This window comes from Salinispirillum sp. LH 10-3-1 (assembly GCF_030643825.1).
Classification (GTDB): domain Bacteria; phylum Pseudomonadota; class Gammaproteobacteria; order Pseudomonadales; family Natronospirillaceae; genus Salinispirillum.
In genome coordinates, this window is record NZ_CP101717.1 from 3358653 (window position 1) to 3385251 (window position 26599).

The 26599-nt window shown below is 52.8% G+C and carries 23 protein-coding genes; 2 read left to right on the plus strand and 21 right to left on the minus strand.

The window, feature by feature from the left end:
- Window positions 1-16 precede the first annotated feature (16 nt).
- The 7 genes from NFC81_RS15465 to NFC81_RS15495 form a co-directional block, all read right to left on the minus strand.
- Entirely contained in the window at window positions 17-2935 is a 2919-nt protein-coding gene (locus NFC81_RS15465; RefSeq protein ID WP_304995379.1) for a hypothetical protein, read from the minus strand.
- A gap of 80 nt (window positions 2936-3015) precedes the next feature.
- On the minus strand, window positions 3016-4674 hold the full coding sequence (locus NFC81_RS15470; RefSeq protein WP_304995380.1) for a diguanylate cyclase domain-containing protein: 1659 nt from the start codon (window positions 4672-4674) through the stop codon (window positions 3016-3018).
- Window positions 4671-5441 (minus strand): transporter substrate-binding domain-containing protein, encoded by a 771-nt coding sequence (locus NFC81_RS15475; RefSeq protein ID WP_304995381.1) that lies wholly within the window; start codon window positions 5439-5441, stop codon window positions 4671-4673. Before NFC81_RS15475 ends, NFC81_RS15470 begins: the two co-directional genes overlap by 4 nt.
- A 101-nt stretch (window positions 5442-5542) precedes the next feature.
- Window positions 5543-6070, minus strand: coding sequence for a DNA-deoxyinosine glycosylase (locus tag NFC81_RS15480; RefSeq protein WP_304995382.1), 528 nt, complete (start codon window positions 6068-6070; stop codon window positions 5543-5545).
- The gene (locus NFC81_RS15485) at window positions 6052-6363 is read right to left on the minus strand and encodes an AzlD domain-containing protein (RefSeq protein WP_304995383.1); all 312 of its coding nucleotides are present in this window, start codon (window positions 6361-6363) and stop codon (window positions 6052-6054) included. The genes NFC81_RS15480 and NFC81_RS15485 overlap by 19 nt, the downstream gene beginning before the upstream one ends.
- Window positions 6360-7079, minus strand: a complete 720-nt coding sequence (locus NFC81_RS15490; protein ID WP_304995384.1) for an AzlC family ABC transporter permease — start codon at window positions 7077-7079, stop codon at window positions 6360-6362. Before NFC81_RS15490 ends, NFC81_RS15485 begins: the two co-directional genes overlap by 4 nt.
- Complete coding sequence (locus NFC81_RS15495) at window positions 7079-7624, minus strand: DUF924 family protein (RefSeq protein ID WP_304995385.1); 546 nt, start codon at window positions 7622-7624, stop codon at window positions 7079-7081. The genes NFC81_RS15490 and NFC81_RS15495 overlap by 1 nt, the downstream gene beginning before the upstream one ends.
- 91 nt (window positions 7625-7715) lie before the next feature.
- Between NFC81_RS15495 and dgt the strand changes: the two genes are divergently transcribed.
- On the plus strand, window positions 7716-9224 hold the full coding sequence (gene dgt / locus NFC81_RS15500; protein ID WP_304995386.1) for a dGTPase: 1509 nt from the start codon (window positions 7716-7718) through the stop codon (window positions 9222-9224).
- A gap of 105 nt (window positions 9225-9329) precedes the next feature.
- Here the strand turns inward: dgt and NFC81_RS15505 are convergent, their stop codons facing one another.
- Entirely contained in the window at window positions 9330-10967 is a 1638-nt protein-coding gene (locus tag NFC81_RS15505) for a GGDEF domain-containing protein (protein WP_304995387.1), read from the minus strand.
- A 216-nt stretch (window positions 10968-11183) separates the two neighbouring features.
- Between NFC81_RS15505 and NFC81_RS15510 the strand changes: the two genes are divergently transcribed.
- Entirely contained in the window at window positions 11184-11723 is a 540-nt protein-coding gene (locus tag NFC81_RS15510) for a hypothetical protein (protein WP_304995388.1), read from the plus strand.
- Between the two features lie 22 nt (window positions 11724-11745).
- Here the strand turns inward: NFC81_RS15510 and NFC81_RS15515 are convergent, their stop codons facing one another.
- From NFC81_RS15515 to NFC81_RS15575, 13 genes are all read right to left on the minus strand, one after another.
- Window positions 11746-12132 carry a hypothetical protein gene (locus tag NFC81_RS15515; protein ID WP_304995389.1) on the minus strand — a complete coding sequence of 129 codons (387 nt, stop codon included), beginning with the start codon at window positions 12130-12132 and terminating at the stop codon, window positions 11746-11748.
- 432 nt (window positions 12133-12564) lie between these two features.
- Window positions 12565-13944 (minus strand): hypothetical protein, encoded by a 1380-nt coding sequence (locus tag NFC81_RS15520; RefSeq protein ID WP_304995390.1) that lies wholly within the window; start codon window positions 13942-13944, stop codon window positions 12565-12567.
- Between the two features lie 14 nt (window positions 13945-13958).
- Window positions 13959-15131, minus strand: coding sequence for a cupin-like domain-containing protein (locus tag NFC81_RS15525; protein ID WP_304995391.1), 1173 nt, complete (start codon window positions 15129-15131; stop codon window positions 13959-13961).
- Window positions 15132-15148: 17 nt separating this feature from the next.
- The gene (locus tag NFC81_RS15530) at window positions 15149-16645 is read right to left on the minus strand and encodes a TolC family protein (RefSeq protein WP_304995392.1); all 1497 of its coding nucleotides are present in this window, start codon (window positions 16643-16645) and stop codon (window positions 15149-15151) included.
- A complete protein-coding gene (locus NFC81_RS15535; protein WP_304995393.1) occupies window positions 16642-18003 on the minus strand; it encodes an HlyD family efflux transporter periplasmic adaptor subunit in 1362 nt (453 codons plus the stop codon). The genes NFC81_RS15530 and NFC81_RS15535 overlap by 4 nt, the downstream gene beginning before the upstream one ends.
- A complete protein-coding gene (locus NFC81_RS15540) occupies window positions 17993-20254 on the minus strand; it encodes a peptidase domain-containing ABC transporter (RefSeq protein WP_304995394.1) in 2262 nt (753 codons plus the stop codon). Before NFC81_RS15540 ends, NFC81_RS15535 begins: the two co-directional genes overlap by 11 nt.
- 564 nt (window positions 20255-20818) lie before the next feature.
- Complete coding sequence (locus NFC81_RS15545) at window positions 20819-21025, minus strand: hypothetical protein (RefSeq protein ID WP_304995395.1); 207 nt, start codon at window positions 21023-21025, stop codon at window positions 20819-20821.
- Window positions 21026-21052: 27 nt separating this feature from the next.
- A complete protein-coding gene (locus tag NFC81_RS15550) occupies window positions 21053-21190 on the minus strand; it encodes a hypothetical protein (RefSeq protein ID WP_304995396.1) in 138 nt (45 codons plus the stop codon).
- Between the two features lie 270 nt (window positions 21191-21460).
- Complete coding sequence (locus NFC81_RS15555) at window positions 21461-21991, minus strand: toxin-activating lysine-acyltransferase (RefSeq protein ID WP_304995397.1); 531 nt, start codon at window positions 21989-21991, stop codon at window positions 21461-21463.
- Window positions 21991-22479: a toxin-activating lysine-acyltransferase gene (locus NFC81_RS15560; RefSeq protein WP_304995398.1), complete on the minus strand. Its 489-nt coding sequence runs from the start codon at window positions 22477-22479 to the stop codon at window positions 21991-21993. The genes NFC81_RS15555 and NFC81_RS15560 overlap by 1 nt, the downstream gene beginning before the upstream one ends.
- Before the next feature lie 347 nt (window positions 22480-22826).
- On the minus strand, window positions 22827-24440 hold the full coding sequence (locus NFC81_RS15565; protein ID WP_304995399.1) for an ABC transporter ATP-binding protein: 1614 nt from the start codon (window positions 24438-24440) through the stop codon (window positions 22827-22829).
- Between the two features lie 8 nt (window positions 24441-24448).
- Window positions 24449-25471, minus strand: a complete 1023-nt coding sequence (locus NFC81_RS15570) for an ABC transporter permease (RefSeq protein ID WP_304995400.1) — start codon at window positions 25469-25471, stop codon at window positions 24449-24451.
- A 5-nt stretch (window positions 25472-25476) separates the two neighbouring features.
- On the minus strand, window positions 25477-26574 hold the full coding sequence (locus NFC81_RS15575; RefSeq protein ID WP_304995401.1) for a microcin C ABC transporter permease YejB: 1098 nt from the start codon (window positions 26572-26574) through the stop codon (window positions 25477-25479).
- Window positions 26575-26599 lie beyond the last annotated feature (25 nt).

Sequence of the window (26599 nt, forward strand, 5' to 3'; positions counted from 1 at the left end):
CGCGTGATCGCGCTGGCTAGAAGTTACCGGCCGACAAGCTGAACTGAAAACGCCAGTCTGTGTCTTCAATGCGATAGAACGCACTGACCGCTGGCTCCAAAACGATATTGAGATTGCTGAACAAATGCGTTGGCATCAGTACCGTGGTGCCAAGAGAACTCTGGCTCCGCCAGTTGTCGTTGCGCTCGGCAAATTCATAGTCGGCGTTCACTTGCAACGCCAAGCGCTTGAAGTACAGCAGCTTCCATACAGGCACATCCAGCGTGGCTAGGTGCATGCGGTAATCCGCCGCAACCAAGCCACCTTGATCACGGCTCAACGCTTCGGAATAACCGCGCGCTACCGGGCGATCGGTACGCAAGTTCACATCGTCATCCCCGAACTGGCGTTCCAAATCCAGGTGCAAGCCAAAAAGGTGATTAGGAAACACACTCGGCAGCCCCAGACGTACACCGCCGTACAGAACGCGGCTATCGAAGTCGGACAGAGAATCGATGCTCTGTGCCCAGTTCACGTCCGTCTGCAAGGCGCGGCGCGCACCCTCATCCCAGAAAGCCCCGGCCTGCTGTTGCCCGTAACGCAGCCCTACGCGCACCACACCACCGGCGTATTCATCAACGGCAGGCGCGCCATCGATGGATTGCAGGCTGAGCCAGCTAAGGTCACCCGATAACGTCAGAGTTTTGTATTGTGTTTGATCACGCCACATCAACGGCAAGGCAATACCGCCGGTGATGCGCTGTGAGCGCGCTTCTTCAACCACCTTGTCGTCTTCCAGCTCACGCTGATAGTCGGTTGCCATCGTCGCACTGAGTACCGGATACCAACGACGATTCTCGATCATCAAGGCCGCACTGGCTTGCTCAGCGTCAAAGTGGTAACGAGCAGAGGCCTCTACCGACAGAGTATCCAGTACGTTGTCAGAACGAATATTGGCACTCAGCTCGTCGTTCGCATAGCCGAACGCCCAGCTGTGCGGACGCAGCAGATTGCGCGTGCGGTCATAGTCGGTGATCACATACTCTTCTGCATCGAAAGACGCATCGGTCCGTTCGCTGGCCGCCCGATAACGATCGTTCATCAAGGGCGCGAAGTACTCGGTCCGCATAGGCTGTACATCGGCCATGGGCACCCAATGGCTCGGCGCCACCTGGCCCGGCAAGTGATAGGCCATCAGACGATCACCCTGTGGGGAATAGTCGCTGAAAATAACTTCCTGACGTACCGGGTTCCACTGCGGGTAGTACGCCCCGTACGGGCGTTGTACCGCTAAGAAACGCTCGCCGGTCGCTGAGTCCAGCGCCCAAATTTGGTCTACGCCGGTGTAGTCACTGGTGTAGAGCACCCAACGACCCGCAAATACAGGGCCACGCAGCGCTTCTTCGTGCGTTGGTTCAATCAGTACTTGCTGTTCACCGCGTGCGGCATTCAGCCAATTGATAGAAAATCCTTGCTCATCCAGCTGCGCATACAACAAGCCAGTGCCTTGTTCGTTCCACTTCACATCAAAGGGATAGCTGTTGTCGGGCAGATCCCAGCGATACAACAAATCGCCTTGGCGATTCAGAATATCCACCGAGACCTTTCGGTCAGCGGTGAATTCGACAGCAGCAATACGGCTGTTTTCTTGGCTTACCGCCACATGAGTGTATTTTCTACCCTGCGACAAGTCCACTTGGTTACCGGTGTTGAGATCGAGGCAACTCAGGTCACCCCACGACTGCAATTGAAAACGCGCATGCGCGTGTTCACGAATCCAGCAAATACGGTCGCCGCCTTGACTCACTGTCTGCTCACGCATGGCGGATAAATAGCTGCTCACCAAGTCGGCAGGCATGGCTTGCACCGTGGTTTCTTTGTTCGCATCAAGGGTAACCAAGCGGCTGTCTTGCTGTACACCGCGCTTCAATGCCCAAGTGGTGTCACCCCAAGAGGCGATTGGGTAGTAACCTAACCAATGCTCGCTTTCAGCGCGTGGCAAAGCACGAACCGAGGTGATCTGCATGGCATTCTGCTGGGCTTGCCACGTGGACAGCAACTCGTCCATCGCAATGGCGTGATGCTCGGGCAGGGTTTTACCAGTCAGCGCTTCAATCTGGCCGGTAAACGTCAGCGGGAATAACCGATTCCCAGTGCGGTTCAGCACCTGATCAAAGAAGTCGTCGCCGTAAGTGCGACGGAAGTAAGTCACCAGAAAATAGCCGAGGTCATAGTGACTGGCGTAGGGATATGGATCGCGGTCGTTGCCGAAATAGGCCCGGTAAAACCCATCATGGGCGCCGGACAGAGCATGGGTGCGACGCCAGAGATCAAAGGATGCCATACGGCCACGGCCACCCTGTGTCCAGAGTGTTTCTTCTAGAACTGCATCGCCTTCCAGATACCACCCAGGGTAGAGCAAACCGCCAAAGGCACCGGTGCCCATTTCGCCAAACAGAATACTCAAACCGAACCCAGTGTTGGTGTCCAGTACCTTAGAAAACTGCTGCGTGTGACGACCTTCGTGAATGGCTAATGTACGAAGCCACTCAGAGCCCGCAAAGCTCGCTGGCTTATTGTAGAAATAGGAGCGACGTGGCATCAGCCCGACATAGCCATTGCTTTCGTGTGACGAAGACGACAACACAACAGGGATTTTGCCACCACGGCGCTGCAACGACAGAGTCTCCTCCATCTGTGGCAGGTAGTAGTCGAGGTAGCCAGCAACACGCTGTGCTTCCACCTCATGACCGGCCTCAAAAATAACGACAAAATGTTCCAGTTCAATTTGCTGCCATTGTGTAGTTGGCAGATGCTGACTGGAAGCGAGACTGAAAGTGCTGAGCAACCAAACAGTCAGTGCGACGAGGGTCATCAGAGATCGTTGACGGAGAGGCGAAACGCCACCTTGCTGTACCATGTCCGGAGTTTCCATGCTGTGGTCTATGCCGCGCATGATAACGCATTAGCGCCTGAAAACTGAACAGAGTTTGGCGTCGAGCTGTAAATACTGTGCAGCAGTTGGCACAGATTTGATCAATCCTTGCTCAACAGATCCAAGTCAGCGTAAAAACGATAGCAGTTTTTTCCTGCTCGCTTAGCCGCATATAGCGCTTCATCGGCATGACGCAGTAGGGTATCGTCGGTACTGGGGTCTTGCGGAAAAATAGTCACTCCAATGCTGGTCGAGACGGTCAAAGTTTCATTACCGACCACTATCGGCTTCAGCAAAGAGTCCATAATGCGCTGCAAGGCCCGCTCAACTTCTTCGTGTGTGTTGAGCTCACACAATAAGAAAACAAACTCATCGCCGCCTAATCGTGCCAGAGTATCGCCTTGTCGAATACAGCGCTCTAACCGCTGACCCAGTATGGTCAGCAAGCGGTCACCCACATCATGCCCTAAGCTATCATTGACCTCTTTGAAGCCGTCTAAATCCATCAACGCGATGGCCAGCAAGGTGTCGTGATGCTCGCTGTAGGTGATCGCTTGTGCCATGCGGTCAGCCAACAAGCGACGATTAGGCAAACCTGTTAAAGCATCGAAATGCGCCATTTTTTGCAGCGTCGCCTCTTGCTCTTTCAGGTGTGTGATGTCCATGTTGGTACCTAAAAAGCGCGTCGGCTCTCCATTTTCATCACGCAGCACACGGCCTTGCGTTTTGATCCAGCGTACCTCTCCATCGCCGCGGACTATACGGAACTCATCTTCCAACGCCTCTTCCCCAGCCAACGCTTGCTTGGTTCGAGCGATGGCTGCAGTTCGATCATCAGGATGCAAGGCGTGCTCCCATGTCAGAGGCTCGCGCTCAAGTTCACCCGGCGTTAATTTATACAGGCTGTACATCTCATCGTTCCACGAGCGCATTCCGGTACGCACATCGTAGTCCCAGATGCCGATGTGCCCGGCTTGTGTCGCTAAATCCAAGCGCTCTGACAACAGCTTGGTTGCGTCGTGCTGCGCCTTCAGCTCAGCCTGCGCTACCTGCAATTGATCAAGGTAGCGCCGTGCTTCATCGCCGGACTGTAGGCCGTCGGTCATGCCATTGAACGCTTCAAAAACGGCAGCCCATTCAGTACGGTCGGTCACGGGCAATTTGGTCCATTCCTTGCGCTCGACGCGTGACAGCGCATCAATCAGGGTAGTGAGGGGTGTCAGTACCCACTGCTGCACAACGCGCAGCGTAACAATATAGAGCGCGCCAATTGTCAAAGCGAACAACAGCACACCTATGACCACGGTTTGGCGCGTGATCTGGTTCAGAGATGCGGTACTCCACGTCAATTCGAAGTGAGCAAACGCTCGCTCGGAAAAAGGTTCTAACACGGGGAAGCTCAGCATCAGTACGTCACGGTTGTGGCCCGTTATGCCATGCGCTTCATCACCGTGAAAGTAAATTACCTCGCCGGCGTCATCCAAAATACGGGCATAAATAAATTGATCATCACTGCTGATAGCGCGTACTTGTGCTTCGTATATTTGGCGGTCAAACACCCATAAAGGCTGCGCAATCGCTGCCGCGGTAAGACGCGCAATAGCTGTGGCCTGATTCTCGAGATTTTCCTGTTGTTGACGATATTGAATCCAACCGCTCAGCATTTGCAGCAACAAAAGAACAATGGCCACCATTGGAAAGCTGAGTAAAAACAGTCGACGCGCCAACGGACTGTGGCGAGCGATAAATGGCTTCGTCATAGCTCACCCATAGTCAAAACGTCCGCCGCCGCTAACTCTGCCAACCAAACTAAAACCTGTTGCACCAAGGCAGCTCGCTCAGATGCAGCCAAAACATGGTGCTGATAGATCTGATCATGCTGGTCGGATACCAGAATCTGCTGCACCTTATCGGGGTTAGCATGCAAGAACTGCTGCAAAAAGACTTGGCTCACTACCGCTATTTCGGCTCGACCTTCCAAAACCAACTCTATCAAGGCGCTTTGCGTCGACACGAGGATCATATTGAACTCTTCGCGCAGGTAATCAGGGTTGTTATTGAAATCAGAGAAACCGTAGTGATAGCTCAAGATGCCTGCCATGCGGCGTTGGGTTAGATCACTAAAATAATCTTGGTTACGGCCTGACTCCTGACGTGCAATGTAGACTTCCCGATCATCAAAGAATTGAGGTAGAGGCTGGGCTGATATCTGCTCTCGACTCCATCCCCATGCCGGGTTTTCAAACAGCATTAAACTGAAGCGTCCAGAGGCGAGGTCGTTGAAGCGGCGCGCGGCGGAAGTGAAATAGAGGACAAATTCATAGTCGCTCTGATGAGCATTCAGATGATCCATCAGAGTTAAGGTAATACCGCCCACTGGAACACCGTCTTCGACAACCAGATAAGGCGGAAAGTCATAAGCGCCAACATAGATACGCTCGCGCGCCTGTGCGCCTACCGCGAGCAGCAAAACACACAGCACAAGGATACTGCTTAGTCCATTCCATGGCTTACTTAATGATTCCATACTGCCGACCACCCACTTCCGACTCAATCGAATTTGCGTTCTGACACTTCATTCAGAATAGCATAGGCCATTGGAAGTGCAGGTAAATTTGGCAAACTCAATCAAGGTAATAGCGAGAGTGTTTCCTTTATCACGCTCCACGCCGCCAGCTTGTGCGCCAACGACATCGCGGCATGGGCTGGACTGGTGGACGGCAGCCGCTGCAGAATTAAGGTGTGGTCGTGCACCAGCGGCAATACATGCCGACGAAAGCTTTGCTCCGCTGTCCCGCCATTGAAAAAGACATGCCGTACGCTTGGGTGCCGTGTGAGAAATTCATTAAAGTCATTGGGCACCATACTGCTCTTGGTGATCGCGGCATCAAGACTGCCGGGCCGCTCGCACGACGCTAATACGTCCCAAACGGCAATACCATGCGCTTGCAAAACGGCTACACGCTCGCTGTAAGGCAGCTCTGGACTGGCACCAAAAAGCCCACCCATGATAGGCCAGAACGCATTACGCGGGTGGGCGTAATACTGCTGGGCATTCAGCGAAGCGACACCGGGCATACTGCCGAGAATCAGCAGTCGTGCCTGCGGCGGCTCAATCGGAGGAAAGCTGTTTACCTTCAAAAGAACAGACGCCACAAGGCTGCCGTCATAATACCAGCGGCAATGGCCAGCAAAGCTTTCCGCGTCAACAACATGACCAACAGGGTGGCTAACAACGCCAAACGCGCGCCGCTGTCACCGGCAGCGGCAACAGGGGCAACAATGGCCACCAGCGCTGAACCTGACATCGCCTGGATAAAACGTTCTGTACGCGGTCCGATGTTTAACTGCGCCAATATCAATACCCCGCCAATGCGGGTGAGGTAGGTCACACCCGCCATCAGAAAGATGACCAGCACGGCGGTGAGGGGTGTGAGCTCTAACATCATGTGCCCTCCTTGTCACTCGAAGACGGCTGATTACCCAACCAAATACCGGCCAAACCACCGGCCAGTGCGCCGACAATGACGTGCAAATTCGCTGGCAGCCAATAATAGGCCCCCACCGACACCACGGCCGCGACCAACCAAGGCACCAACAGCATGTTTTTCTGCTCACCGTTCACAATCATCGCCAGCAAGAAGCAGCTCATGATCACGTCCAGGCCAAAGCGTTCCGGCTCCTCAAACCCACTGCCCAGCAAAACGCCGATCACCGTACCCACCATCCAGGTGAGCCACAGCGCTAAACCACCACCGAGCAAAATACCGACGTCGCGTATGCCTTTTTGGTGTTCGGTGTACGACATCGCCCAATTCGCATCACTGAGCAGCACCAAGGTGAGGTAGCGCTGACGCGCCGGCAGGTTTTTTAGCCAAGGGTACAGCGAAGCACCCATCAGTAAATGTCGACTGTTCACCGCAAAGGTCACCACCAACAGGGTCAGCAGGGCGATTTCCGGTTGCCATAATTCCAATGCCGCGAACTGTGAAGCACCAGCGAACACCACGCCGCTCATTAGGATGGTTTCCAACGGGCTCAGCCCGCGCTGTGCCGCCGCGACACCAAAAGCAATACCGAACATCACCACGAAGGTCGCCAGCGGCAGCATGCGCAGAAAGCCCTGACGAGTACCAGCAAACGTCAGGGTTGCTGTTTGCACCATTAGAAGGATGATCCCGGCTGCTGTAGGAAGGCGATTTCTTCCGGTGTGGACGTTCTGCCCAATATGCGATTGCGGTGCGGGTAACGACCAAAACGGTCAATGATGTCTTTATGCCGCTGCTCAAAGTCCAAGTTGTCAGCCAGGTCGGGATGGCTGAACAAGCGCATGGCCGTCTCATGGATCAAGGGCGATTCGCTGTGCATATAAGGCATGTATAGAAACGAGCGGGCTTGCGCGGAGTCGAGTTGGTCGTCGACACCCAAGGCTACGGCTTCTTGCGCCAACGCCAAGGCCAGTCCGTCGTAAGCAAAGGATTCCGGGTGGTCACGGAAGATATTGCGCGAGAACTGATCCAGCACAATGACTTCAGCCAATCGACCAGCGGGTGTACCGCGCCAGCTCACGGTTTCACAGCGCGTCGCAGCACGATGTACCGAACTGAAGCGTTCGGCAATGCGATGGTCCAGCTCGCTACTTTTGGTAAACCAGTCTTTCGGCGTCAGTTCTTGGAACCAGAACGTCAGTACGTCTTGTGCGGTTTGCATGGGCGGTTTCTCCCGAGGCGGCGATTGCATTATGGCCCCTAGCATAGCAAGCTACGGTGTATGCAGTAAGCCGCTCAGGAAATTTGTCGCCATGGCCGAGTTCAATCACCGTTACAGCGTTCAACGCCCTTACAATAGGCTCTCCAACAGCACCGATGCGCAGCAATACTGGGTAGAGAACTGCGGCATCCAAACGCTGGAAAACCAGCTTGAAAGCGACCGAGGCCGCATCATCAACTCAGCCGCCGTGCGTCGCTTGCAGCAGAAAACGCAAGTCTTCGCCTTAGAGCGCAACGCCGCGGTACGCAGCCGCCTGACCCATTCATTGGAAGTACAACAAACCGGTCGCTTCATCACGCGGACCATTTTTAACGACTTGCGCAAAGCCGAGCTCTACCCGGAACTGTGGCCCCTAGAGCGCGCCATGGAGTCCCTGGTGGAAATGTCGTGCCTGATGCACGACATCGGCAACCCACCCTTTGGTCACTTTGGCGAAGCCGCCATTTCACACTGGTTCGCTGCGCAATTACCGACGTTCGCCCCGTTTCAACGCGATAATCTGTCTGCGGAGGATGCCGCGTTATCGGCCAGCTTGGTGCGCGAGTTGCAAAACTTCGAGGGCAATGCACAAGCCATTCGCCTGATCAGCAGTCTGCTAAAGCTCAACCTCACCTACGTACAGGCCGCTGGGGTCTTTAAGTACACCCGTTGCGCCACCGACGCCAAACCGGCCGCTGATGCGCCCCTGTCGTACTTACAGAAGAAACCAGGCTACTATTTTTCCGAACGTGATTTCGTAGCCGACATGCAAACCGCCGTCGGAATGAAGCCGGGGCACCGCCACTTGCTGGCTTACATCATGGAAGCGGCGGATGATATTTCCTATTGCCTGGCCGATATGGAAGACGCCGTAGATAAGGGCTTACTGACGTACACGGCGTTGGCCGAACTATTGATTACCGCCTTCGCCGAGCAGCGCCCTAACGATGCCGAAGAAGCGCATTTTGGTAAGAAGTCCTTCAAGGGCATCCTGCATTACGCACTTGAGCGCGCCCAACGAGAAACCATCAATAAAGACCACGAATTTTTTCTGTGGCTCCGTGTGGAGCTGATTCATCCATTGGTTAAACACGCCGCCAAAGCCTTCATTGATAACATCGAAGCCGTGACCGAGGGCCACTTAAACCGTGCTCTATTGGAAGACGACTCGCCGTGTCACAGCGTCATCAGTGCCTTTAAGAAGGTTGCTGTGCAGCATGTGTTCTCCGTGCCCGAAGTGGAAACGCTGGAACTGCAAGGTTTTCGAATCATTACCGGCTTGCTGGAACACTTTCGGCCGCTGCTGGCGCTAAACCGTGTTGAATTCGACCGCCTCGTTGCGGGCGAGCAACGCGGTTTACTGCTGGAGAGTCGGCTGTTTAAACGGCTGCCCAACAAGCACGTGAAAGCCTATTTGGCCCAGCGTGAAGACCCGCCGATGGACGCCGAAGTATGGGAGCTCTATTGCCGCTGTCGGTTGATGCAGGACATGGTGAGCGGCATGACCGACCAGTTCGCACTGGATGAATTTCAGACATTGTCAGTAACGGGTTCCCTGTAGGAGGCCAGCCCCCTGGCCGAACCATTCGCGCAGAGGGCTGCGCTCCTACGGGCCGAACCATTCGCGCACGCTTGTGTGAACTGGGCAGCGCCCCTACTAGTTCCATCAATAAAAGATCTGATTCCGCCCATTGGCCTTAGCCTGATACAGATTGGTATCCGCACGCTTCAGCAACGCCTCTGCATTGCTATCTTCATCGGTCAATTCCGCTAGGCCAATACTGACGGTGCACGCAATGGATTTACCGTCGTATTCCACCGGATTCTCAGGGCTTTCTGCCGCAATGCGCGCCGCAATCAACACCGCCACTTCTATCGGGGTGTGCAACAACACAAATGCAAACTCTTCACCACCATAGCGGCACACCAAGTCGGTCGCGCGAATCTCTTCCTGACACAGCCGGGCAATCTCCTGCAATACCCGGTCACCCGCCAAGTGGCCGTGGGTATCATTGATCTGCTTGAAGTGGTCAATGTCCAGCATCATCACCGACAACGGCGCACCCGTCTGGCGCGCCTGCGTGAAATCGTCCTCGATTCGTTGGTGAAATTGATATCGGTTATCCAATCCCGTCAGGGCATCTTTCTCTGCCTGATAACGCAAGCGACTCTCAACGCGTTCGCGCTGTCGCACCTCCAGCACCAACTGTAAATTAGTGAGATGCAACCACAAGGCCACCCCCAAGATAGCCAACAGCAACAGGCTTGCACCCAATATCCACGGCAACTGTTCACGCAACGTCAGTTGCACGGGGGCGTCCTGATACAAGAAGTCCTCTAGGCTATAGCGATCAATCAACCCCTGCGCCAAGTAAAGCTCGGCGATGTTGGTCCAGCGCTCGGGATTGATGTACCCCACTTCTATCAAATCAGGCTGCATAAACTCTTTCATCTGCGCCGCTTCTTGGAGCAAGAAGGCGAGGTCGTAGTCCGGCCCACGCGTACCGTATTCGCTGATGATCAAAGCCGCCATTTCTTGCGGGTTTTGCAGTGCGTATCGCCAACCTTTTAACGCCGCCGCCCGAAACGCGCTGACGGTTTCAGGGTTGTTACGCGCCTGATACTGACTGGTGAACAGCATATCACCGTAAAAATCCACGCCGTATTCGGTGGGTGAAATCGACACGGGGGTAACGCCGCGCTGTGCCAGTACATAAGGGTCATCGGTTGCGAAACCCGGCATCAGTTGAGTAACGCCCGATATCAGATCCTCCATATTCCACGTCGGAGGGCGGTTGTTTAACGTCCGATAATCTACGCCAGCACTGTTCAGCGCCGCCAGAGTTTCTGCGGCAATGATTTCACCGGAGCGTCCGGTGGGTAGGGTCAAGGAAATGGGACGGTCGCCAATGTCTTCCAGGCGGGTGAGGTTATACTCTTCAAGCGTCATAAACACCAAAGGCGAGCGCTGCAGAATGTTCGCCAATACCTTTATGGGCAACCCGCGCCCGTGGTGGATCATCAGCTCACTGCGCCCAACACCAAACTGCGCGCGCTCAAACACGACCTCTTCAACGGTATTGACCATTGCTCCAGACGGGTGAAAACCGTTGCGGATTTCTACGTCCAGCCCGGCGTCGGTAAAATACCCACGTGATTGCGCAGCATAGTAGCCCGCAAACTGAAACTGATGATGCCACGGTAACTGCAATACCACCGGCTCCAGCGCATTGCCGAAAGCTTTAGGCAAAACCAGCCACAGTACGACCAGTAGCAACCCGATCTGTCGTTCAGCGCACCACAAATTCGTTCCACTCCTGTGCCGCCGGTTTCTTTTGTGCAGATTTCACTAGCCGCCAACGCTGATGCATTGCTCAAACTCACTCAGAAAACCGTTGAACACTAATTATAGACGCTGGTTTTTCAGGTGAATGATTTTCTGTTGCCGATGCAATCAAAATTGCATGACAGGAAAAACGACAGAGCGCACAATTAAAACTGCTCGCCGGAGGTGAAACTCATGAACGCAAAGTGCAAGCTTTTAACCCCTCTTGTTCTATTGCTCACCACCGCACATGCCAGCGCCGCCGAGATCAATATCTACCCCGCCAGCTTTTTCTGGGGCTACGGTGGTAACGCCATGATGCCCATCACGCCGCATTGGCAATTAGGCGCACGTCTGACCCAACACCACTTCGACCACGGCCCACCGTTTACATCCTACTTAGGCAACTGGACCGTAGACACCTTCGGCGCCCGTGTGGAATATCAGTGGGAAGGGAGTAGAGAAAGCAGCCCGTATGGCACGATGGAGGCGTATCGGGTACAGGAGCGACTGTCGCGCACGAATGTCGGAGAGGTCTGTCTGGGTTACGTTGAACGTTGGGGACTCGCACTGAAAGGCGGCTATGCGTTGTATTTCGACCGATTAGTCATGCGCGCCGGCTGGGGATACCGCTACCTGACGGAAGGCGAACGCTCCGATAACCAGTGCACCGCCTTGCACACCAGCGACAGCCACGGGCTGGTGCTTGAATGGATGGTGGGGGTGCATTTGTGAGTATTGTCGTCCAATTGCACGTTCAACCGAACACCACGAATCTGAAAAAATAGTAGATTTCATAGGCCACTATGATGCTGAGTAACGCGTATGCCGAGTAAAAGATAACTGATGAATATTTGGCTGCAGAACCATCATGATCACCTGCTGATTCTGTTGACGAGCTATCGACTGCCCCTGCAATCATTGCTATCACATTGACTATGCCAACCAAAAATCCAGCGGACAGAAGTGCGACGGTATTTGAGAGTGAGAACGTAAAATACGCAATACACCATAAAAGATAGAGCGCAGTACCCAACAGCCGATAGCGCCAGTATTTGTTGGCAAATGGATCTGTTACGAAATATGCCAAGTTAAAATCCCTGAATTCAATAAGAATTGTTTGATTTATTGCTTCTTTTGGCATGAAAAATATATATTATTGTTAAGACAACCCACAGAAAAGAAATGATAAAAAGGGTTTCTCTTAAAATTATATCCCTGCTTGGAAATATAATGTTTGCAACGCCTAAAGAAATTACAGCAGTGCCATAAATAGGAACTAGCTGTACGAACAAGCACTTTAAATAACTAATCACTTAACCCCCCACACAAATTTACAAATGTTCGAACAACCTTAAAAATTAATCATCATCACTGTACTTTTTGAAAACTCTAGTTATAGCATAATCACCCACCAAAAATAGCGTCATATATAAACCAAATTCAAACACCCAGCCGTAGGACCAAGAGTCTAAATGCGCCGTTTTATCCATATAGGATATCAGCAGAACAAGCATGATAAGCCTATATGTTGCCGGACTTTTAAGAATTCTATTCATAGTGAAAAACCTTAAGTTCACTGAGCATGAGTTTGCCCCAATACTTGCGCATAAAGCTGCAGATAAAACGGTGCGGTAAACAGGTGCTGCACGTCACACCAATCGTTTTCAAAGGTATCATTGAGCTCCACTGACGGGCCGTAGAACGATCTGTTATGCTGCATCCACAGGCTGGCAATATGTGCTCGTGACACCTGAGGTAGACGATACAAGTCAGATTCAAAAGCATGCAACATGGCGTGCCGCAATCCCAATTCAATGGCTTGATAACGCTGGTAATACGTCAATGCGGAACGCAGCGGCGCTGGTATTGATTCTTGCAACATCTCGGCGATAAACCGACGCTCAAAGCCAATGGCGTGGCGCTCACACTCCAGTGGTGATAGCGGTATGGGTGCGCCATCGTTAGCTCGATGGTCGGCGTGATGTAGGGCATGACCGAGTTCATGCACCAGGCTCATCAGCGAATAAATGGAGCCATCGAAGCTGGCCTGTACAAAGCTGCCATAGGGGGTGTCGATACACAGCGGGATAGTGTTTTCGTCGGACGTCAGTTGTAATCTCTGTTCTTGTAACAGGTTCTTTATTACCTGTGCGCCATACCGGTTCGCTCGCTCCGCCACCGTTAAGCACCAGGTTAAGGCATCGTCTGCCGTTACAACACATTGGTTGATGCGCTCGCTTTCCCAGTGGCGGCACTCTTGCAAGGTCGCCCGATTTTTTCCCATGTGTCGCATCAATTCCAAGAAGTAGTCGTGCACATCGGTATTGTCCGCACCCTGCACTGGGGCCACCGGCAAATCATTTTCCCAACACCTGAGTTGGTAAGACCACGGTTGATTACTCGTATGCCGGTCCACCGCTACGCGCCGTTTCAACCATTCCGCAGCTTGTTCGACATTGACTGAGCTTTGGCGGCTCTGTCTACCAAGGCTGCTCTGAGCACGATAGTAGTCACTGCCAATCTGCCTCAGTGTCTGTTTTACCGTTTCTGGTACGACAATCGGGGGCGGGCGCATTGACGCAATCCAAGGCGCGAAATTTTTCAGCGAAGGTTGCTGAACCGTAGAAGAGGGCAACGACTGCACATACGCTATTAAGGGTTCACTCTGGTCAAGCAGCCGATGTGCCAGCGTGTCCAATTCCTCCTGTACCGCCACGTCCACAGTTACGTTCATTAAGTGGGTTAAATCGATCAACGACTGCAAGCGCTCAAAGTGCGCATCTACATCGATCAATGCGCGTATGTCGCTCGCCAGTTCTTCAGCGGTAAGCTGCGCGCACAGGCTCCAGCGCACGCTGTGGCGGTCCAAGGCAGTCAGCAATGAATTGCACTCCGCCGACCAAACGTCAGGGTTCAGTCGCTCCGCCAGCCATGATGGGTTCCATGCATACACCGGCATTTTCCTAATCAATGACGAAAGAAGTAGCTGACCGAAAAGGTCGGCGAATCCAAACAATACACGGCGTGAAACCATCCCGCCGGTTGCACCAACAACTCACCTGGATTCAAAACCACCTCAATGCCCTTGGCTTGTGCATACAAAGGGTACCGCGACAGATCGGGCGCTTCAGGCTTTACCCAGCACGGTTGATAGTTGTTGTAGGCTTTCATCGGGTAAAGAAAGGGTGCTTGATCCGGCGCGAACATAAACAGTTTCTTGCGGCCCATCACCTGATACAGGAAGCCGTCCAGTGGGTCGTGGTGCAGGCTGCTGGCGGGCACGTTCACAGGCACCGCACCCAACCAGATTTGCGGTTCTATGTAGTCACTGCGCAAGAAATGATTGGGTAGAAAATCAGGGCGCATGGCTTCCGGCAGGGCGCAGCCTTCGGTGTAGGCCTTGGTGTGTCCTTCAACAATGTCTTCCGGCCGTTGGTGTTCGGCTTCCCGCACCCGCGCAATGAACTCGGCCACGGTTTCTTTTTGTTCCGCAGAACGTACCCGTAATGGTACATCGCCGTAGTCTCTTTCCAGCCTCTCCAAGCTCCATTCGGAATGCGGCGTGCGCATGGGTAAGCCGGTGATGATCATGGGTTGCCCAGCGGCCAATGCTTGTAAGATGGTGAGTTCCGATGGATTTTCCAGCCGTGGAATATCCGTCATGCGGTAAGCGGGCATCGCTTTATTTTCGGCCGTTTGAAAACGTGTAAGAGTATCTTCCGACGGGCGCAACAGCGCTTTAGCAACGTGATTGATCAAATCCAACTGGCCTGTCAGTGTAATGGCACCGATGATGTCAGGGTCACGGAAATCGGCGTATTCAAGGGTGTCCAATAAGGTCTGGGCCGTCGCAAACGGCATGCGGAGAGTAGCGTCAGCGGTTGGGTCAGCTACGAAGCTTAATTCGAGGGTGTCGTGCAACGCTATACGCAGCGGGTAGTCCGTCCCGGCATCGTCGATCACCAACTGTACAACACCGCGCACGTGGTCGGGGTTCTCATAACCCTCGTACAGTAGCTCTGCGAGGGTGGCCAGCGCCTGTTGTGGTGTAGGTTGTGGTGCAGACTGCATATTTGGATTTTCAGCCGCTTGAGCGCTGCTCAGATTAAACCCCTGAACAACAGATTCCTGTATCGTCATCTCATACTCCTTCATCGTTACGGATGGTTAGACAGCAACGCCAGCACGTCGGTGTTTCTCACGTAATGCAACCTGACCAAAGTGCGAGCTCGTTGTGCTTCGGCGTCAATTCGTTCGAGCTGCGCGTCTAACAGATTGCGTTGCTGTTGTTGGATCTCACGGACACTGGCAAAACCCATTTCTAAGCGTTGCCATTGCTGCGCCAAGGCAACCTCGTGCAAGCGTATCGACTGCATCAACAGTTCACGCTCTCGTTCTAGGTGATTCCACTCCGCCCACAAGCGGGCAGCCTCTGCCTGTAACCGATCTTGGGTGTCATCCAGTTGCCACTGCGCACTGAGCAACTGCCCTTGGGCGCGCAAGCGCGATGTGCGAGTGGGTAGATCATTCACGGTATAGGAGACACGCAAGCCCCAGCTTTGTGTTTCAGCATCGGGCAGCAACTCGCGTATATCGTGTTGATAACGGTAGTAGGCTTCAATGTCCGGCCAATGTTGACGACGTACCTGACGCCAGCCGTAGTCCGCTTGCTCGCGTTGCAACGCCGCTTGGCGCAGCTCGGGGTGTGTGGGTTGCACTGGTGGCATGCGAGCAGATTGCGTATTTTCTTGCGCCACTTGTTGATGCAGCCAACGGCTCAAAACCGATAGCTCTGACAAGGGCTCCACCCGCAACGAGGTAGCTAAGAGCAAGGAACGGCTCAGCTCGTCCTGACGTTCCTGATACACTTGCTCTTCGCGCCGCAGTTGATTGTCTTGGCGGGCCAGCGCCAACTCTGCCATGGTCAGATCCAGCTCGGTGGCGCGCCCCTCCAACCGTTGGGCCGCTGCGGTATCGCGCAAAAACTCATAACCTTCCAAAAGTGCCTGATGAACCGCCAGTCGATCATACTGGGCTTGCAGTTCAATCAGACGATTCAGGCTGTCTTGCAACACCTCCCACTGGGTCAGCACACCTTCGTTTTCGTAGTTAGCAAAGGTAGCGCGTGCTTGCAACACCGGTAGACGGTTGTATTGCGGCGTCCAGTGACGCAGCAAGGGTTGAGTGACTTCCACCGAATACTGCTGAATGTGCTGATAATCATCCGGAATGCCTGACGCGGTAAGCCCTGTTTGTTGGCCGTATTGCTGCTCGGTACTGAGCTGTATTTCCGTGCCGAACGGCAGTGCCCAGGTGCTGTCTAAGCCTAGAGTGGTACCGCGTTTCGCCTGAAAGGGCGTGTCCGGCGCCGGTGCCGGATTCTCAACCCGCGCGGTTTCGCTTTCATCCCAACTGGAGCGCACTGTAAGCTCTGGTACATAGCGTTGGCGCGCATCACGCAATGCCATGTCTTGCGCAGGCATGCCCGCTTGATGCTGGCGCACCCGTACATGGCTGTGCAACGCCTGGCGCAAGTATTCCGGCATACTGAGTGTGTTTTCAGCCAAGGTGACGGAAGGCACAGCGGCCAGCAACAGCCCGACGGCAGCAGCATGACAACCGATGGTTCGACCAGGCTCAACATTAAACATCATGACGGCTCGCTCAACGCGGTGCGCAGATATTTGGTGAACGGGTCAAAGATGTAGTTGATCAAACGACGCTCGCCGGCTTTTACCTCCACTGAGAGCTGTAAACCCGGACGCAAGAAAGTTTCAGCGGCGCTTTGGCGGTCTGGGCGGCCACTTAAGTTGATCTCAGTAATACGGCCTTTCATGCGATAAATACGCTGCCCATCCACCATATCGGTGGACTCGGAGACAAAATCGACATACCCATGAATGTAACCGTGGTCGTCAGGGTTGTTACCCAAAGAGCTGGCGCGGAAGGTCATACCTGGTTCTACCCACACCGCGTAGTTCGACGGTATTTGAATGTCGATTTCCAAGTCGTCCTGATCAAACAAAGGCCGCAACTGCACCAGCGTCGCTCCCTGATCCAGTACCTCACGCTGGCCCCGCACTTCTATGGCATCTACTACCGAAGCGAAGGGCGCACGTACGTCTTGGTCACGCAACGTACGTTGCTGTACCGCCAAACGCAGGCCGACCTGTTCGAACTGGTCACGCTGTTCGTGTAAGCGCAATAGGCGCTCTAACACAAATTCGTTTTTCCGCTGTGATCGCTCAAGCTGCAAGCGGTCTTGCTCATGTTGATCGGCCTGCAAACTCGCCAGCAACGACTCTCGGCTACCTTCAAGTTCCAAAAGCCGCTTACGCTGTTGTTCCAGTTGCACGCGGTTTTCTATCCCTTGGTCAACCAATCGCCGTAGGCGGTCAAATTCATCGCTTTCCAGCGCATGAGCCTGCAACGCCAGCACCAACTGACGTTCGGTGGACTGCATGCGGCTGTTGATGCTCTGGGCGTTCTGCTCAAGGGCTGCCAACGCATCATTCAACGTGCGCGCCAAATAGCCGTCGTACCCCAAGGTTCTGACGGCATCGGGGATCTCTGCGAGGGTATCGGTTAATTGGGTCCGCGTTGTGACCGGCACATGCGCGTGAATCTGGTGAAATTCCGTCCAAATGCTGCGCGCCAGCGTATTTTGCTCTTGCTGTAAGCGGGCAATTTCCAGTTCCAATTGCTCGGTATCAAAGCGCACCAGTAATTCACCCGCTTCAACACGCTGCCCTTCCTCTACCAGAATTTGCTCGATGAAACCCCCTTGAGTGCTTCTGACTTCAAACAGGCGGGCACGCGTTTCCAACACACCTTGGGCGGGCACAATTTTGTCCACTTTGAAGATGATGGCCCCAGTGATGGCGGCGGCGATCACACACAAGACCACGATGGTCATCAATTTGAGATCAAAAGGGATATTGAACCGCTTGCTGAACTCAGGATTGTCGTTGAGCAAATTCAGCGCATGAATTTCTTTAAAGCTATACTGCACGGCGTGCCTCCGGGGTAGCCTCTTCTGGCTCACTTACTGCGGGCACTGCAGGGCTGTGAGGTGTCAACGCCAAGCTGTGCAAAGCTTCGTCGCGCTTGAGCATGCTGTCCCACATACGGCGGTAGCTGTTGTCACCTTCTAGCAGTTCATCGTGCGTACCGACCGCTTCAATTTCGCCGTGTTGCATCACCACGATGCGATGACAATACGACAGTGTATTCAAACGGTGGGCGATGATGATGCCGGTCTTGTTTTCACACGCACTGTAAATGGTGTCTTTGATCTTCTCTTCGGTTTGGTTGTCTAATGCACTGGTGGCTTCGTCGAACAGCAGAATATCGCTGTTGCGCACCAAGGCACGGGCGATGGCTAAGCGTTGGCGCTGTCCACCCGATAGGTTGCCTGCGTCCTCACTCAATGGAGTGAGGAATTTGTGCGGCATCTCATCCACAAAGGTAGCACTGCCAGAGTCTTGCAAGGCTTGCATGATGTCGTTGACATCGGAATCCAACCGCCCCAAATGCACGTTTTCCAGCACACTGGTGTTGAACAAGAAGTTGGTTTGCTGCACAGAAGAAATGCGCGAACGCAAATGCTCGGGTTTTACCAAATCAATGTCGTATCCGTTGACCTTGATCTTGCCACGCTGTGGCTTATAAAACCCCAACAAGAGGTTAGCAAGGGTCGATTTCCCGGAACCACTGCCGCCCACAATACCGATGATTTCACCTTGCTTGATGTGCAGGTTGATGCCTTTCAGCACATAATCGTTGGCTTCCGAATGTGCATCCGTCTGTTCTTCAGTAGTGGGATAACGAAACCACACATTTTGGAACTCGATGTCGCCATTCAGGCTGATGTCGTTCTCGCTGAGCTGCAACGCTGGTGGTTCAGGCGGGGTAAGTTCACTCAATTTGCGCCGCGCGAGTTTAAAGGTTTCCCAACCGCTGGCGGTCATCACCAACGACATCAACGGGTTCACTACATTATTCGCCAGCATATTGAAAGCAATCAACTGGCCGATGGTCATTTGGCTGGCAAACACCGCTTGCGCACCAAAGAAAATCACCGCAATGGTGATCAACTGGCTTTGAAAGCTCACCAACGCTCGCACCACGTTGCTCAAACGTGCCACGTTAAACCCGCCATACAGATTGTGCTCTAAACTGGTATTAGCGCGGTGACGGAAAAAGGACTCGTTCGCCAGTGATTTAATCGTCCGCATACCTTTTAAGGTTTCAATCAACGTGCTTTGAAAGCCCGCATCGTAGGCATAGGCTTGCATCACGCGGTTACGCAATGGCCGCAACGAAACACCCACAGTGAACGCCATTAGCAACCCAATACCTAACACTATGAACGAGAGCTTCACGCTGTACATAAAGAGAATAGGCAGAACCACGAACAAGGAAATGACCGACACCACGGACGACAACAACTGCCGCACGAGAAAATTCGACGCCTCATCGACTTGATCCACCAGCTTGGTTAAATCACCCACTTTACGGCGGTCGAAATAGGGCACATCCATGGCTAACAAACGGCGAAAGACCTCTTTACCCAAGCCGTTTTGATATTTGGCGAACAGCACGCTTTCTTGATAATCGCGCGCGCACTGCAATACGCTGGTGGCGATAGCGGCTAACAATAACAATACAGCAATGACCGCTAAAGAATTGGTGGCCGAATAGGGCAGAATTTTATCGGTAAAGGTCTGGAAACCGAGCGGGGTTGCTACGCCCAATAACGCCAGCATCACCGCCAAACCGATAATGCCCAACGCATACTGTTTTTGGCGAAAGAAATGGGTATAAACAAAACGCGCGTTGGCGAGGTTAACTTTGGGGTTTGCCGTGTCTGACTCAACATCAACCACCTCCTTAGGGGGCGCACCCAAGCCAGCCGAAGAAGCTTTAGCCTCTACCCGCTCAATCACCATCAAGGTATCCAACAGACCCAAGTCGTCTTTAAGTTCTTTCCATGTACCAACAAAGGTATCCGCCACCTCATTAACACGGAAATAAGTGTTCAACGTTAAACGATCACCCTCAACGCCTGTAATAACAGCGGTATCGCCGTTCTTTGAAATGCACAGCGCTTGGGAAGAAGACGGAGATGACGCCAATAACAGCGATAAAGGCACCTCAGCAAAAGACATATAATGCACTGCAATGCCATCAAGCTCAGCCAGTTTGGAGACAATTACTCTGGTAGCGATATGGTTTTCAACCACAAATGATGCCGCTGTCATTTCAATACGGCCAGATGCACCCAATATATATAATATCTGGTCAATTTGAAAAACAATGCATTCTTTTATCTTTACTGGAAGCATTATTCACCCAAAAAATTTGCTCAAAAAATTGATTTTCAAGTATTAAAAACTGAAGTCATGAAAACATATATCTCGAAAACAACAATCAAGCCAATAACTGCATATGAAAGATAATAGAAATTAGATGAATATCTTTCGACAGGACTGTTGTTTTCATAGAATTCATTAGCTGATGAGGCATCATGCAACTTAACTAAATAAGACAATAAATTAACCATGCCAATCATTAACCCAGCAGATAAAAGTGAAAATGTATTTGAAATAGGGAACAAGAAATAAATTACAAACCATAACATATAAATAGCGGACCCAATGTAACGATAGCGCCAATGTCTATCAGAAAATGGGTCAATAATGAAGTATGACAAAATAGGACACTCCTTAGTTATTAAAAACGCAGATCATCAACAGCAATCTGATCTGCGCCATGGTATCTACGTCCATGTAATATATTAATTTTCCTCAGCGTTATCTAAATTGTCATTCATGACAACCTATCAGCGAGAACAATCCCTCTGAGGTTTTCGTACTATACGGAGTCATCGTCTGGCCAATTATTTGCTCCCAGCCCGGCAACCGACGCAGCAAATCCCACTGGGCTTCTTCGAGAAGCAGCAAGCCCAATTGCTCCGGCAAGATTGCCAACCCCTTTCGCTGTAATTTTTCCTTCAGCTTTTTCAATGCCATTAACCGCAGTCCAGCTAACCTCATCACCTAGCTGATCTCCATTCTTTGCTCTTCCTCCTCTCCTCGTAGTACTTTTACCACTCGAACCGCCACCGCCACCGCCACCGCCACCGCCACCGCCACCGCCACCGCCACCGCCAAATACGATGCTACCGAAAACGTCAACAGAATTGCTACGCTTATATACTTTAGACATAATGATCTCTCCTTGAGATTGTTTTCACTACGGTTTTAAGGACCCGCCCAAGGGCGGTATTCGGCGGGTGTTACAGCACCCGCTGAATTCTTGAGGGCAGCTAAAAAACTACTGCGCTTACACTGGCGGTGTTAAAATTCTCCTCAAAATGCTCATCTACCTTCAGTAAACTGCGCGTTTTCGAAAAATTTTGCCTTGCCATTGCTTCGCTCGTGATGTTTTTAGATACCCTCACTTGATCAGCCCGTTGCAGCGGTTTTGTTCTCTGCTGTTGGGTTGACCAAAATCTTCTTTCCGGATTCTTTGCCTTTCCAGTGGTAAACTTTTCGCACCGAACCGTCAAAATTGCGGCCCAAACTGAATGCTGTCTCTTTTGGGAACACATTTGTGCGAAGGTCACTAAGGATGCTTTTCGCATGTCCCCACGGTGCGATGTAATCACCAAACATCAAATGATCTCCACTGGCCCAGTCATCGAACTCCAGAGTCCCGCCAGCAATCATTTCGTTTTTCATTTTTTCGCTTAGCCATGCCCATGTGGCACACCCCACAGGATTGCGGTATTCGTCAAAATAGATTCTGAATTGACGATGAATCAACGGCGGTACTAAGTCGTTATCCACAGCCCACAATGGCCACGTCTTGTGATAGTCGGCCTGGCTGCACAGCCACAACATTATGCCAAATGCCTCGTGGTAACCAAGCTCCTCCTGGGGCGACTGTGGTTCTTTTTCAGACGCTTGGGTAACTTGTGCGTTGTTCATGTCCATCACCAAATCCTTCTCGGCTGATCAGCGGCTTCTGTGTTATTGCCCGCCAAAGCCCATGCATCAGAGAAGCCCGCGAAACGTTCCTTTAGGCTATGAAACATTGGCAAGGGGCTGGAAAAGGGGGTGATTAGGTCAACAAACCAGAGGTATTGGTTTTCTTGGTTGGAAGCATCCATGTTATTTACAGAAGAAGCATTGTTGATGACCGCTAACGACGGGGTTTGCGTTAGTTGTGCGTGCAAATTGTCGTCAGCAAGAACCCAACTGGCGAAACCCAGTGGTCGGCTTTGGGGATCAAATACAATATGGACTTGCCCTGCTTGCAAGGCTGGCAACACACGCGCGATCAGTTTTTCAATGCTTAATTGATGGTAGTCACCATGGTTGATGCACAAATCCGTGACAATACCCAAGGCTACAAACAGGTTGAGTTGTCCGTTTTGTGGTACTGGCACAGGTGCCAGTGGGCTGTTGATGTCCGTATTCATGGAGCTCCTGTTTCCATTGTTCCTTTTGCCAGTGCTCAACAGCGCTTGCGGCGTTGATGCATTCCATCTGACAATTTGTTAACCGAGTTTGCCCGTCCTTGGGCAAGGGTGATTCCTTCCTATGTGTGGGCGAGCGTTACGCAGTCCTTGTATCGACAAACATCCCAGTTCGTCTAAATCCTTGTGGCTTTAGGTTCCTTCGCCACTCGCTTCAACGGGGCATAGGATGACAGCGAAACGTGTTTTACACCACAGTGAAAGGTGACGATTTAGGGGGGGTCAAATCGTCATGTTTACGGAGATTCAACGGTTTGCGGCGTCAGTTTTATGTAAAGTTTTCGGAATGCTTACAAAATGGCGGCAATCAGCTTCTGCGTATAGGGGTGCTGAGGCGCGTTAAAAATCGCTTCTGTGGTACCCGTTTCCACCACTTTTCCAGCGCGCATGATCATCATGCGGTGGCTGAGGGCTTTCACCACGGCAAGGTCGTGACTGACGAACAAATACGCCAGTTGGCGTTCGCGCTGCAAGCGGCGCAGGAGTTCGATCACGTCCATTTGCACGGTGCGGTCGAGGGCGGAGGTGGGTTCGTCCAACACCAGCAGTTTGGGGTTGAGGATCAAGGCGCGGGCGATGGCGATGCGTTGGCGTTGCCCACCTGAAAATTCGTGCGGGTAGCGGTGGCGGGTGGCGGGGTCGAGCCGTACGTCTTCCAGCGCGGCAATCACCCGGCGGTCGACTTCGTCCGCCGTCAGGCGTTCATGAATCAGCAAACCTTCGGCGATGATCTGGCCCACGGACATGCGCGGCGACAGACTGCCAAAGGGGTCTTGAAAGATGATTTGCAGATTGCTTCGCAAGGGGCTCATTTGCTTGTGGTTCAAGCCTTGCAAATCCACCCATTCTTGGTTGTCGCTCACTAGGCGGATTTCACCGATGCTGGGCACCAGCTTCAATAACGCACGGCCCAGTGTGGTTTTTCCCGAGCCGCTTTCACCCACAATGCCCAGTGTTTCGCCCTGGCGAATCTCTAGCTCAACATCGTCTACGGCTTTTACGTGGTCGTACACCCGCTTTAAGATGCCTTTGGTCATTGGAAACCAGACCTTCAAATGCTCGGTGCTGAGAATCACCGGCGCGCCGTCGGGAATGGGATCGGGTGCACCAGACGGCACAGCGTTGAGCAATTTGCGCGTGTAGTCGTGCTGTGGGTTGGCAAACAGCTCGGCGGTGTTACCGGTTTCCACAATACGGCCTTGCTGCATAATAGCCACGCGGTCGGCGACCTGGCGTACAATGCCGAGGTCGTGCGTGATGAACAGTACGGCCATGCCGAGTTCGCGTTGCAGTTGCTGAATGAGTTCTAACACCTGCGCCTGAATGGTGACATCAAGCGCGGTGGTGGGTTCATCGGCGATCAGCAGTTCGGGTTCGTTAATCAATGCCATGGCGATCATCACGCGCTGGCGTTCGCCGCCGCTGAGTTCGTGCGGTAGGCTATTCAGGCGTTTTTCGGCGTCGCGCAGGCCCACCCTGTTCAGCCATTCCAGCACTTTGGGGCGCGCTTGGGCACGGGCGGTTTTCCACGCGCCGCCGTTGTGCAGCCAGAGCGCTTCGGCCAGTTGCTTTTCAATGCTGTGCAACGGGTTCAGGCTGGTCATGGGTTCTTGGAAGATCATGCTGATCTTATGGCCGCGCAAAAAACGTAGTTCCGCTTCTGGCGCGTGCAGCAGTTCTTGGCCTTGAAAGTGAATCTCGCCACTCTCGTAAAATGCGGGCGGTGTGGACAACAAGCGCACGATGCTGTGCGCGGTGACCGACTTACCCGAACCACTTTCGCCCACCAGCGCCAAGGTTTCACCGCGCTGAATGGTAAAGTCCACGCCGTGAATAACCCGCTGGCGTTCGCCACCTTGTTCAAAGGCAATGCTGAGGTTGTGGATGGTTAAGAGGTCGGTCATGGGCGTCCTTATCGGGTTCGGCGAGGGTCAAGGGCGTCGCGCACCGCTTCACCGATGAAGGTCAACAGAATCAACATCACACCCAAGGTAATAAACACCGACATCCCGATCCACGGGGCGCGAATGTTGTTTTTACCTTGGTTGATCATTTCGCCCAACGACGGCGAGCCAGGCGGCAAACCGAAGCCTAAGAAGTCGAGGCCGCTTAAGGTGGTGACTGAACCCGAAAGAATAAAAGGCAAAAAGGTGATGGTGGCCACGGTGGCGTTGGGCAGTATGTGACGAAACACGATTCGGCGGTCGGACAAACCCATGGCCCGAGCGGCCAGTACGTATTCAAAGTTCCTTACGCGCAGGGTTTCGGCCCGCACCAAGCCCACCAAGCCCATCCAGCCGAACAGCAATAAAATACCCATTAGAATCCAAAAGGTCGGCTGGATCATACTGGCGATGATAATAAGGATGAACAATGTCGGCAGGCTGGACCAAATTTCCAGGATTCTTTGCCCAAAGAGGTCAATCTTGCCGCCGTAAAAACCCATCATCGCACCGACGGCAATACCCACGATGGAGGTGAGTATGGTGAGGGTGAAGCCAAACAAAATGGAGATGCGCGTGCCATACATCAAGCGGGCCAACACATCACGGCCTTGGTCGTCAGTGCCTAACCAATTTTCCGCCGAAGGTGGGGCGGGCGCAGGGCGCGGCAAGTCGTAGTTAATGGTGCGGTAGTTGTAGCGAATGATGGGCCACAGCATCCAGCCGTCGGCTTCAATTAAGTCGGCAATGAAAGGGTCGCGGTAGTCTGCCCTCACATCAAAGTCGCCACCGAACTCGAGTTCTGAATAGCTTTTAAACACTGGGAAGAACAGCTCACCCTGATAGCGCACCATAATGGGTGACTCGTTGGCGATGAAGTCCGACAGCAAACTCACACCGAACAAAATGCTGAACAACCAGAGACTGATGTAACCCCGGCGGTTGGCGCGAAAGCGACGCCAGCGTTCCTGATTGATGGGATTTATGGCCATAAATGCTACCTCGACTCGAAGTCGATACGAGGGTCGACCCAGGTGTAGGCCAAGTCACTGATGATGCCCATCAATAAACCCAGTACGCCAAACATATACAGCGTCCCAAACATGACTGGATAATCACGCTGCAGCGTGGCTTCGTAGCCCAGCAGGCCTAGTCCATCGAGCGAGAAAATCACCTCAATCAACAAAGCACCGGTAAAAAACACGCTAATAAAAGCCGCAGGGAAACCGGCAATGATGATCAACATGCCGTTACGGAAGACATGCCGATACAGAATGCGCCGTTCGGTAGCCCCCTTGGCACGCGCGGTCATCACATACTGTTTGTTGATTTCATCCAGAAAGGAATTCTTGGTCAGCATGGTCAGGGTCGCAAAACCACCGATCACCATGGCCAACACCGGCAGCGTAAGATGCCAGAAATAGTCCAAAATCTTTTCATACCACAGTAGGTCAGCAAAATTGGCCGATACCAAACCGCGCAGCGGGAAAAAGTTCCAATACGAGCCACCAGCAAACAGGATAATAAGCAAGATAGCGAACAAGAACCCCGGAATGGCGTAACCCACCAACACCACCCAGGTGGTCCATACATCGAACTTGGAATGGTGGCGCACCGCTTTGGCAATACCGAGAGGAATACACACCAAATAGATGATCAACGTGGACCAGACACCCAATGAGATGGATACCGGCATGCGCTCGACGATCAACTCGATCACCGTTCGCGCACGAAACAGGCTGTCACCAAAATTGAAGGTCAGATAGTCCTTCAACATGATGCCGTAACGTTGCCACACGGGTTTATCAAAGCCGAATTGCGCTTCTATTTCGGCGATCACCACAGGGTCTAGCCCGCGTGCGCCACGCGAAGTACGGGTACCTTGGTCGTTGCTGGCAGATGCACTTTGTTGAAGGTCGGCGCCACCACCGGAAATACGGTCGGTGACGTTATAAAAGTCCATGCCCATCATGCCCGCAATGGCTTGATCCACTGGGCCGCCGGGGGCAGCTTGAATGATCACGAAGTTGAGCGTGATGATCGCCAACAAAGTGGGGATCACCAACAACAGACGCCGAACGACATAGGCTCCCATCGACTCAACGCGCTCCTATTTTGAA

Excerpts from the sequence above, each read along its gene's own strand:
- NFC81_RS15465 (WP_304995379.1), bottom strand. The coding sequence starts at position 2,935 with ATGCGCGGCATAGACCACAGCATGGAAACTCCGGACATGGTACAGCAA.
- NFC81_RS15470 (WP_304995380.1), bottom strand. The coding sequence starts at position 4,674 with ATGACGAAGCCATTTATCGCTCGCCACAGTCCGTTGGCGCGTCGACTG.
- NFC81_RS15475 (WP_304995381.1), bottom strand. The coding sequence starts at position 5,441 with ATGGAATCATTAAGTAAGCCATGGAATGGACTAAGCAGTATCCTTGTG.
- NFC81_RS15485 (WP_304995383.1), bottom strand. The coding sequence starts at position 6,363 with ATGATGTTAGAGCTCACACCCCTCACCGCCGTGCTGGTCATCTTTCTG.
- NFC81_RS15490 (WP_304995384.1), bottom strand. The coding sequence starts at position 7,079 with ATGGTGCAAACAGCAACCCTGACGTTTGCTGGTACTCGTCAGGGCTTT.
- NFC81_RS15495 (WP_304995385.1), bottom strand. The coding sequence starts at position 7,624 with ATGCAAACCGCACAAGACGTACTGACGTTCTGGTTCCAAGAACTGACG.
- dgt (WP_304995386.1), top strand. The coding sequence starts at position 7,716 with ATGGCCGAGTTCAATCACCGTTACAGCGTTCAACGCCCTTACAATAGG.
- NFC81_RS15510 (WP_304995388.1), top strand. The coding sequence starts at position 11,184 with ATGAACGCAAAGTGCAAGCTTTTAACCCCTCTTGTTCTATTGCTCACC.
- NFC81_RS15515 (WP_304995389.1), bottom strand. The coding sequence starts at position 12,132 with ATGCCAAAAGAAGCAATAAATCAAACAATTCTTATTGAATTCAGGGAT.
- NFC81_RS15525 (WP_304995391.1), bottom strand. The coding sequence starts at position 15,131 with ATGACGATACAGGAATCTGTTGTTCAGGGGTTTAATCTGAGCAGCGCT.
- NFC81_RS15530 (WP_304995392.1), bottom strand. The coding sequence starts at position 16,645 with ATGATGTTTAATGTTGAGCCTGGTCGAACCATCGGTTGTCATGCTGCT.
- NFC81_RS15540 (WP_304995394.1), bottom strand. The coding sequence starts at position 20,254 with ATGACAGCGGCATCATTTGTGGTTGAAAACCATATCGCTACCAGAGTA.
- NFC81_RS15545 (WP_304995395.1), bottom strand. The coding sequence starts at position 21,025 with ATGGCATTGAAAAAGCTGAAGGAAAAATTACAGCGAAAGGGGTTGGCA.
- NFC81_RS15555 (WP_304995397.1), bottom strand. The coding sequence starts at position 21,991 with ATGGACATGAACAACGCACAAGTTACCCAAGCGTCTGAAAAAGAACCA.
- NFC81_RS15560 (WP_304995398.1), bottom strand. The coding sequence starts at position 22,479 with ATGAATACGGACATCAACAGCCCACTGGCACCTGTGCCAGTACCACAA.
- NFC81_RS15565 (WP_304995399.1), bottom strand. The coding sequence starts at position 24,440 with ATGACCGACCTCTTAACCATCCACAACCTCAGCATTGCCTTTGAACAA.
- NFC81_RS15570 (WP_304995400.1), bottom strand. The coding sequence starts at position 25,471 with ATGGCCATAAATCCCATCAATCAGGAACGCTGGCGTCGCTTTCGCGCC.
- NFC81_RS15575 (WP_304995401.1), bottom strand. The coding sequence starts at position 26,574 with ATGGGAGCCTATGTCGTTCGGCGTCTGTTGTTGGTGATCCCCACTTTG.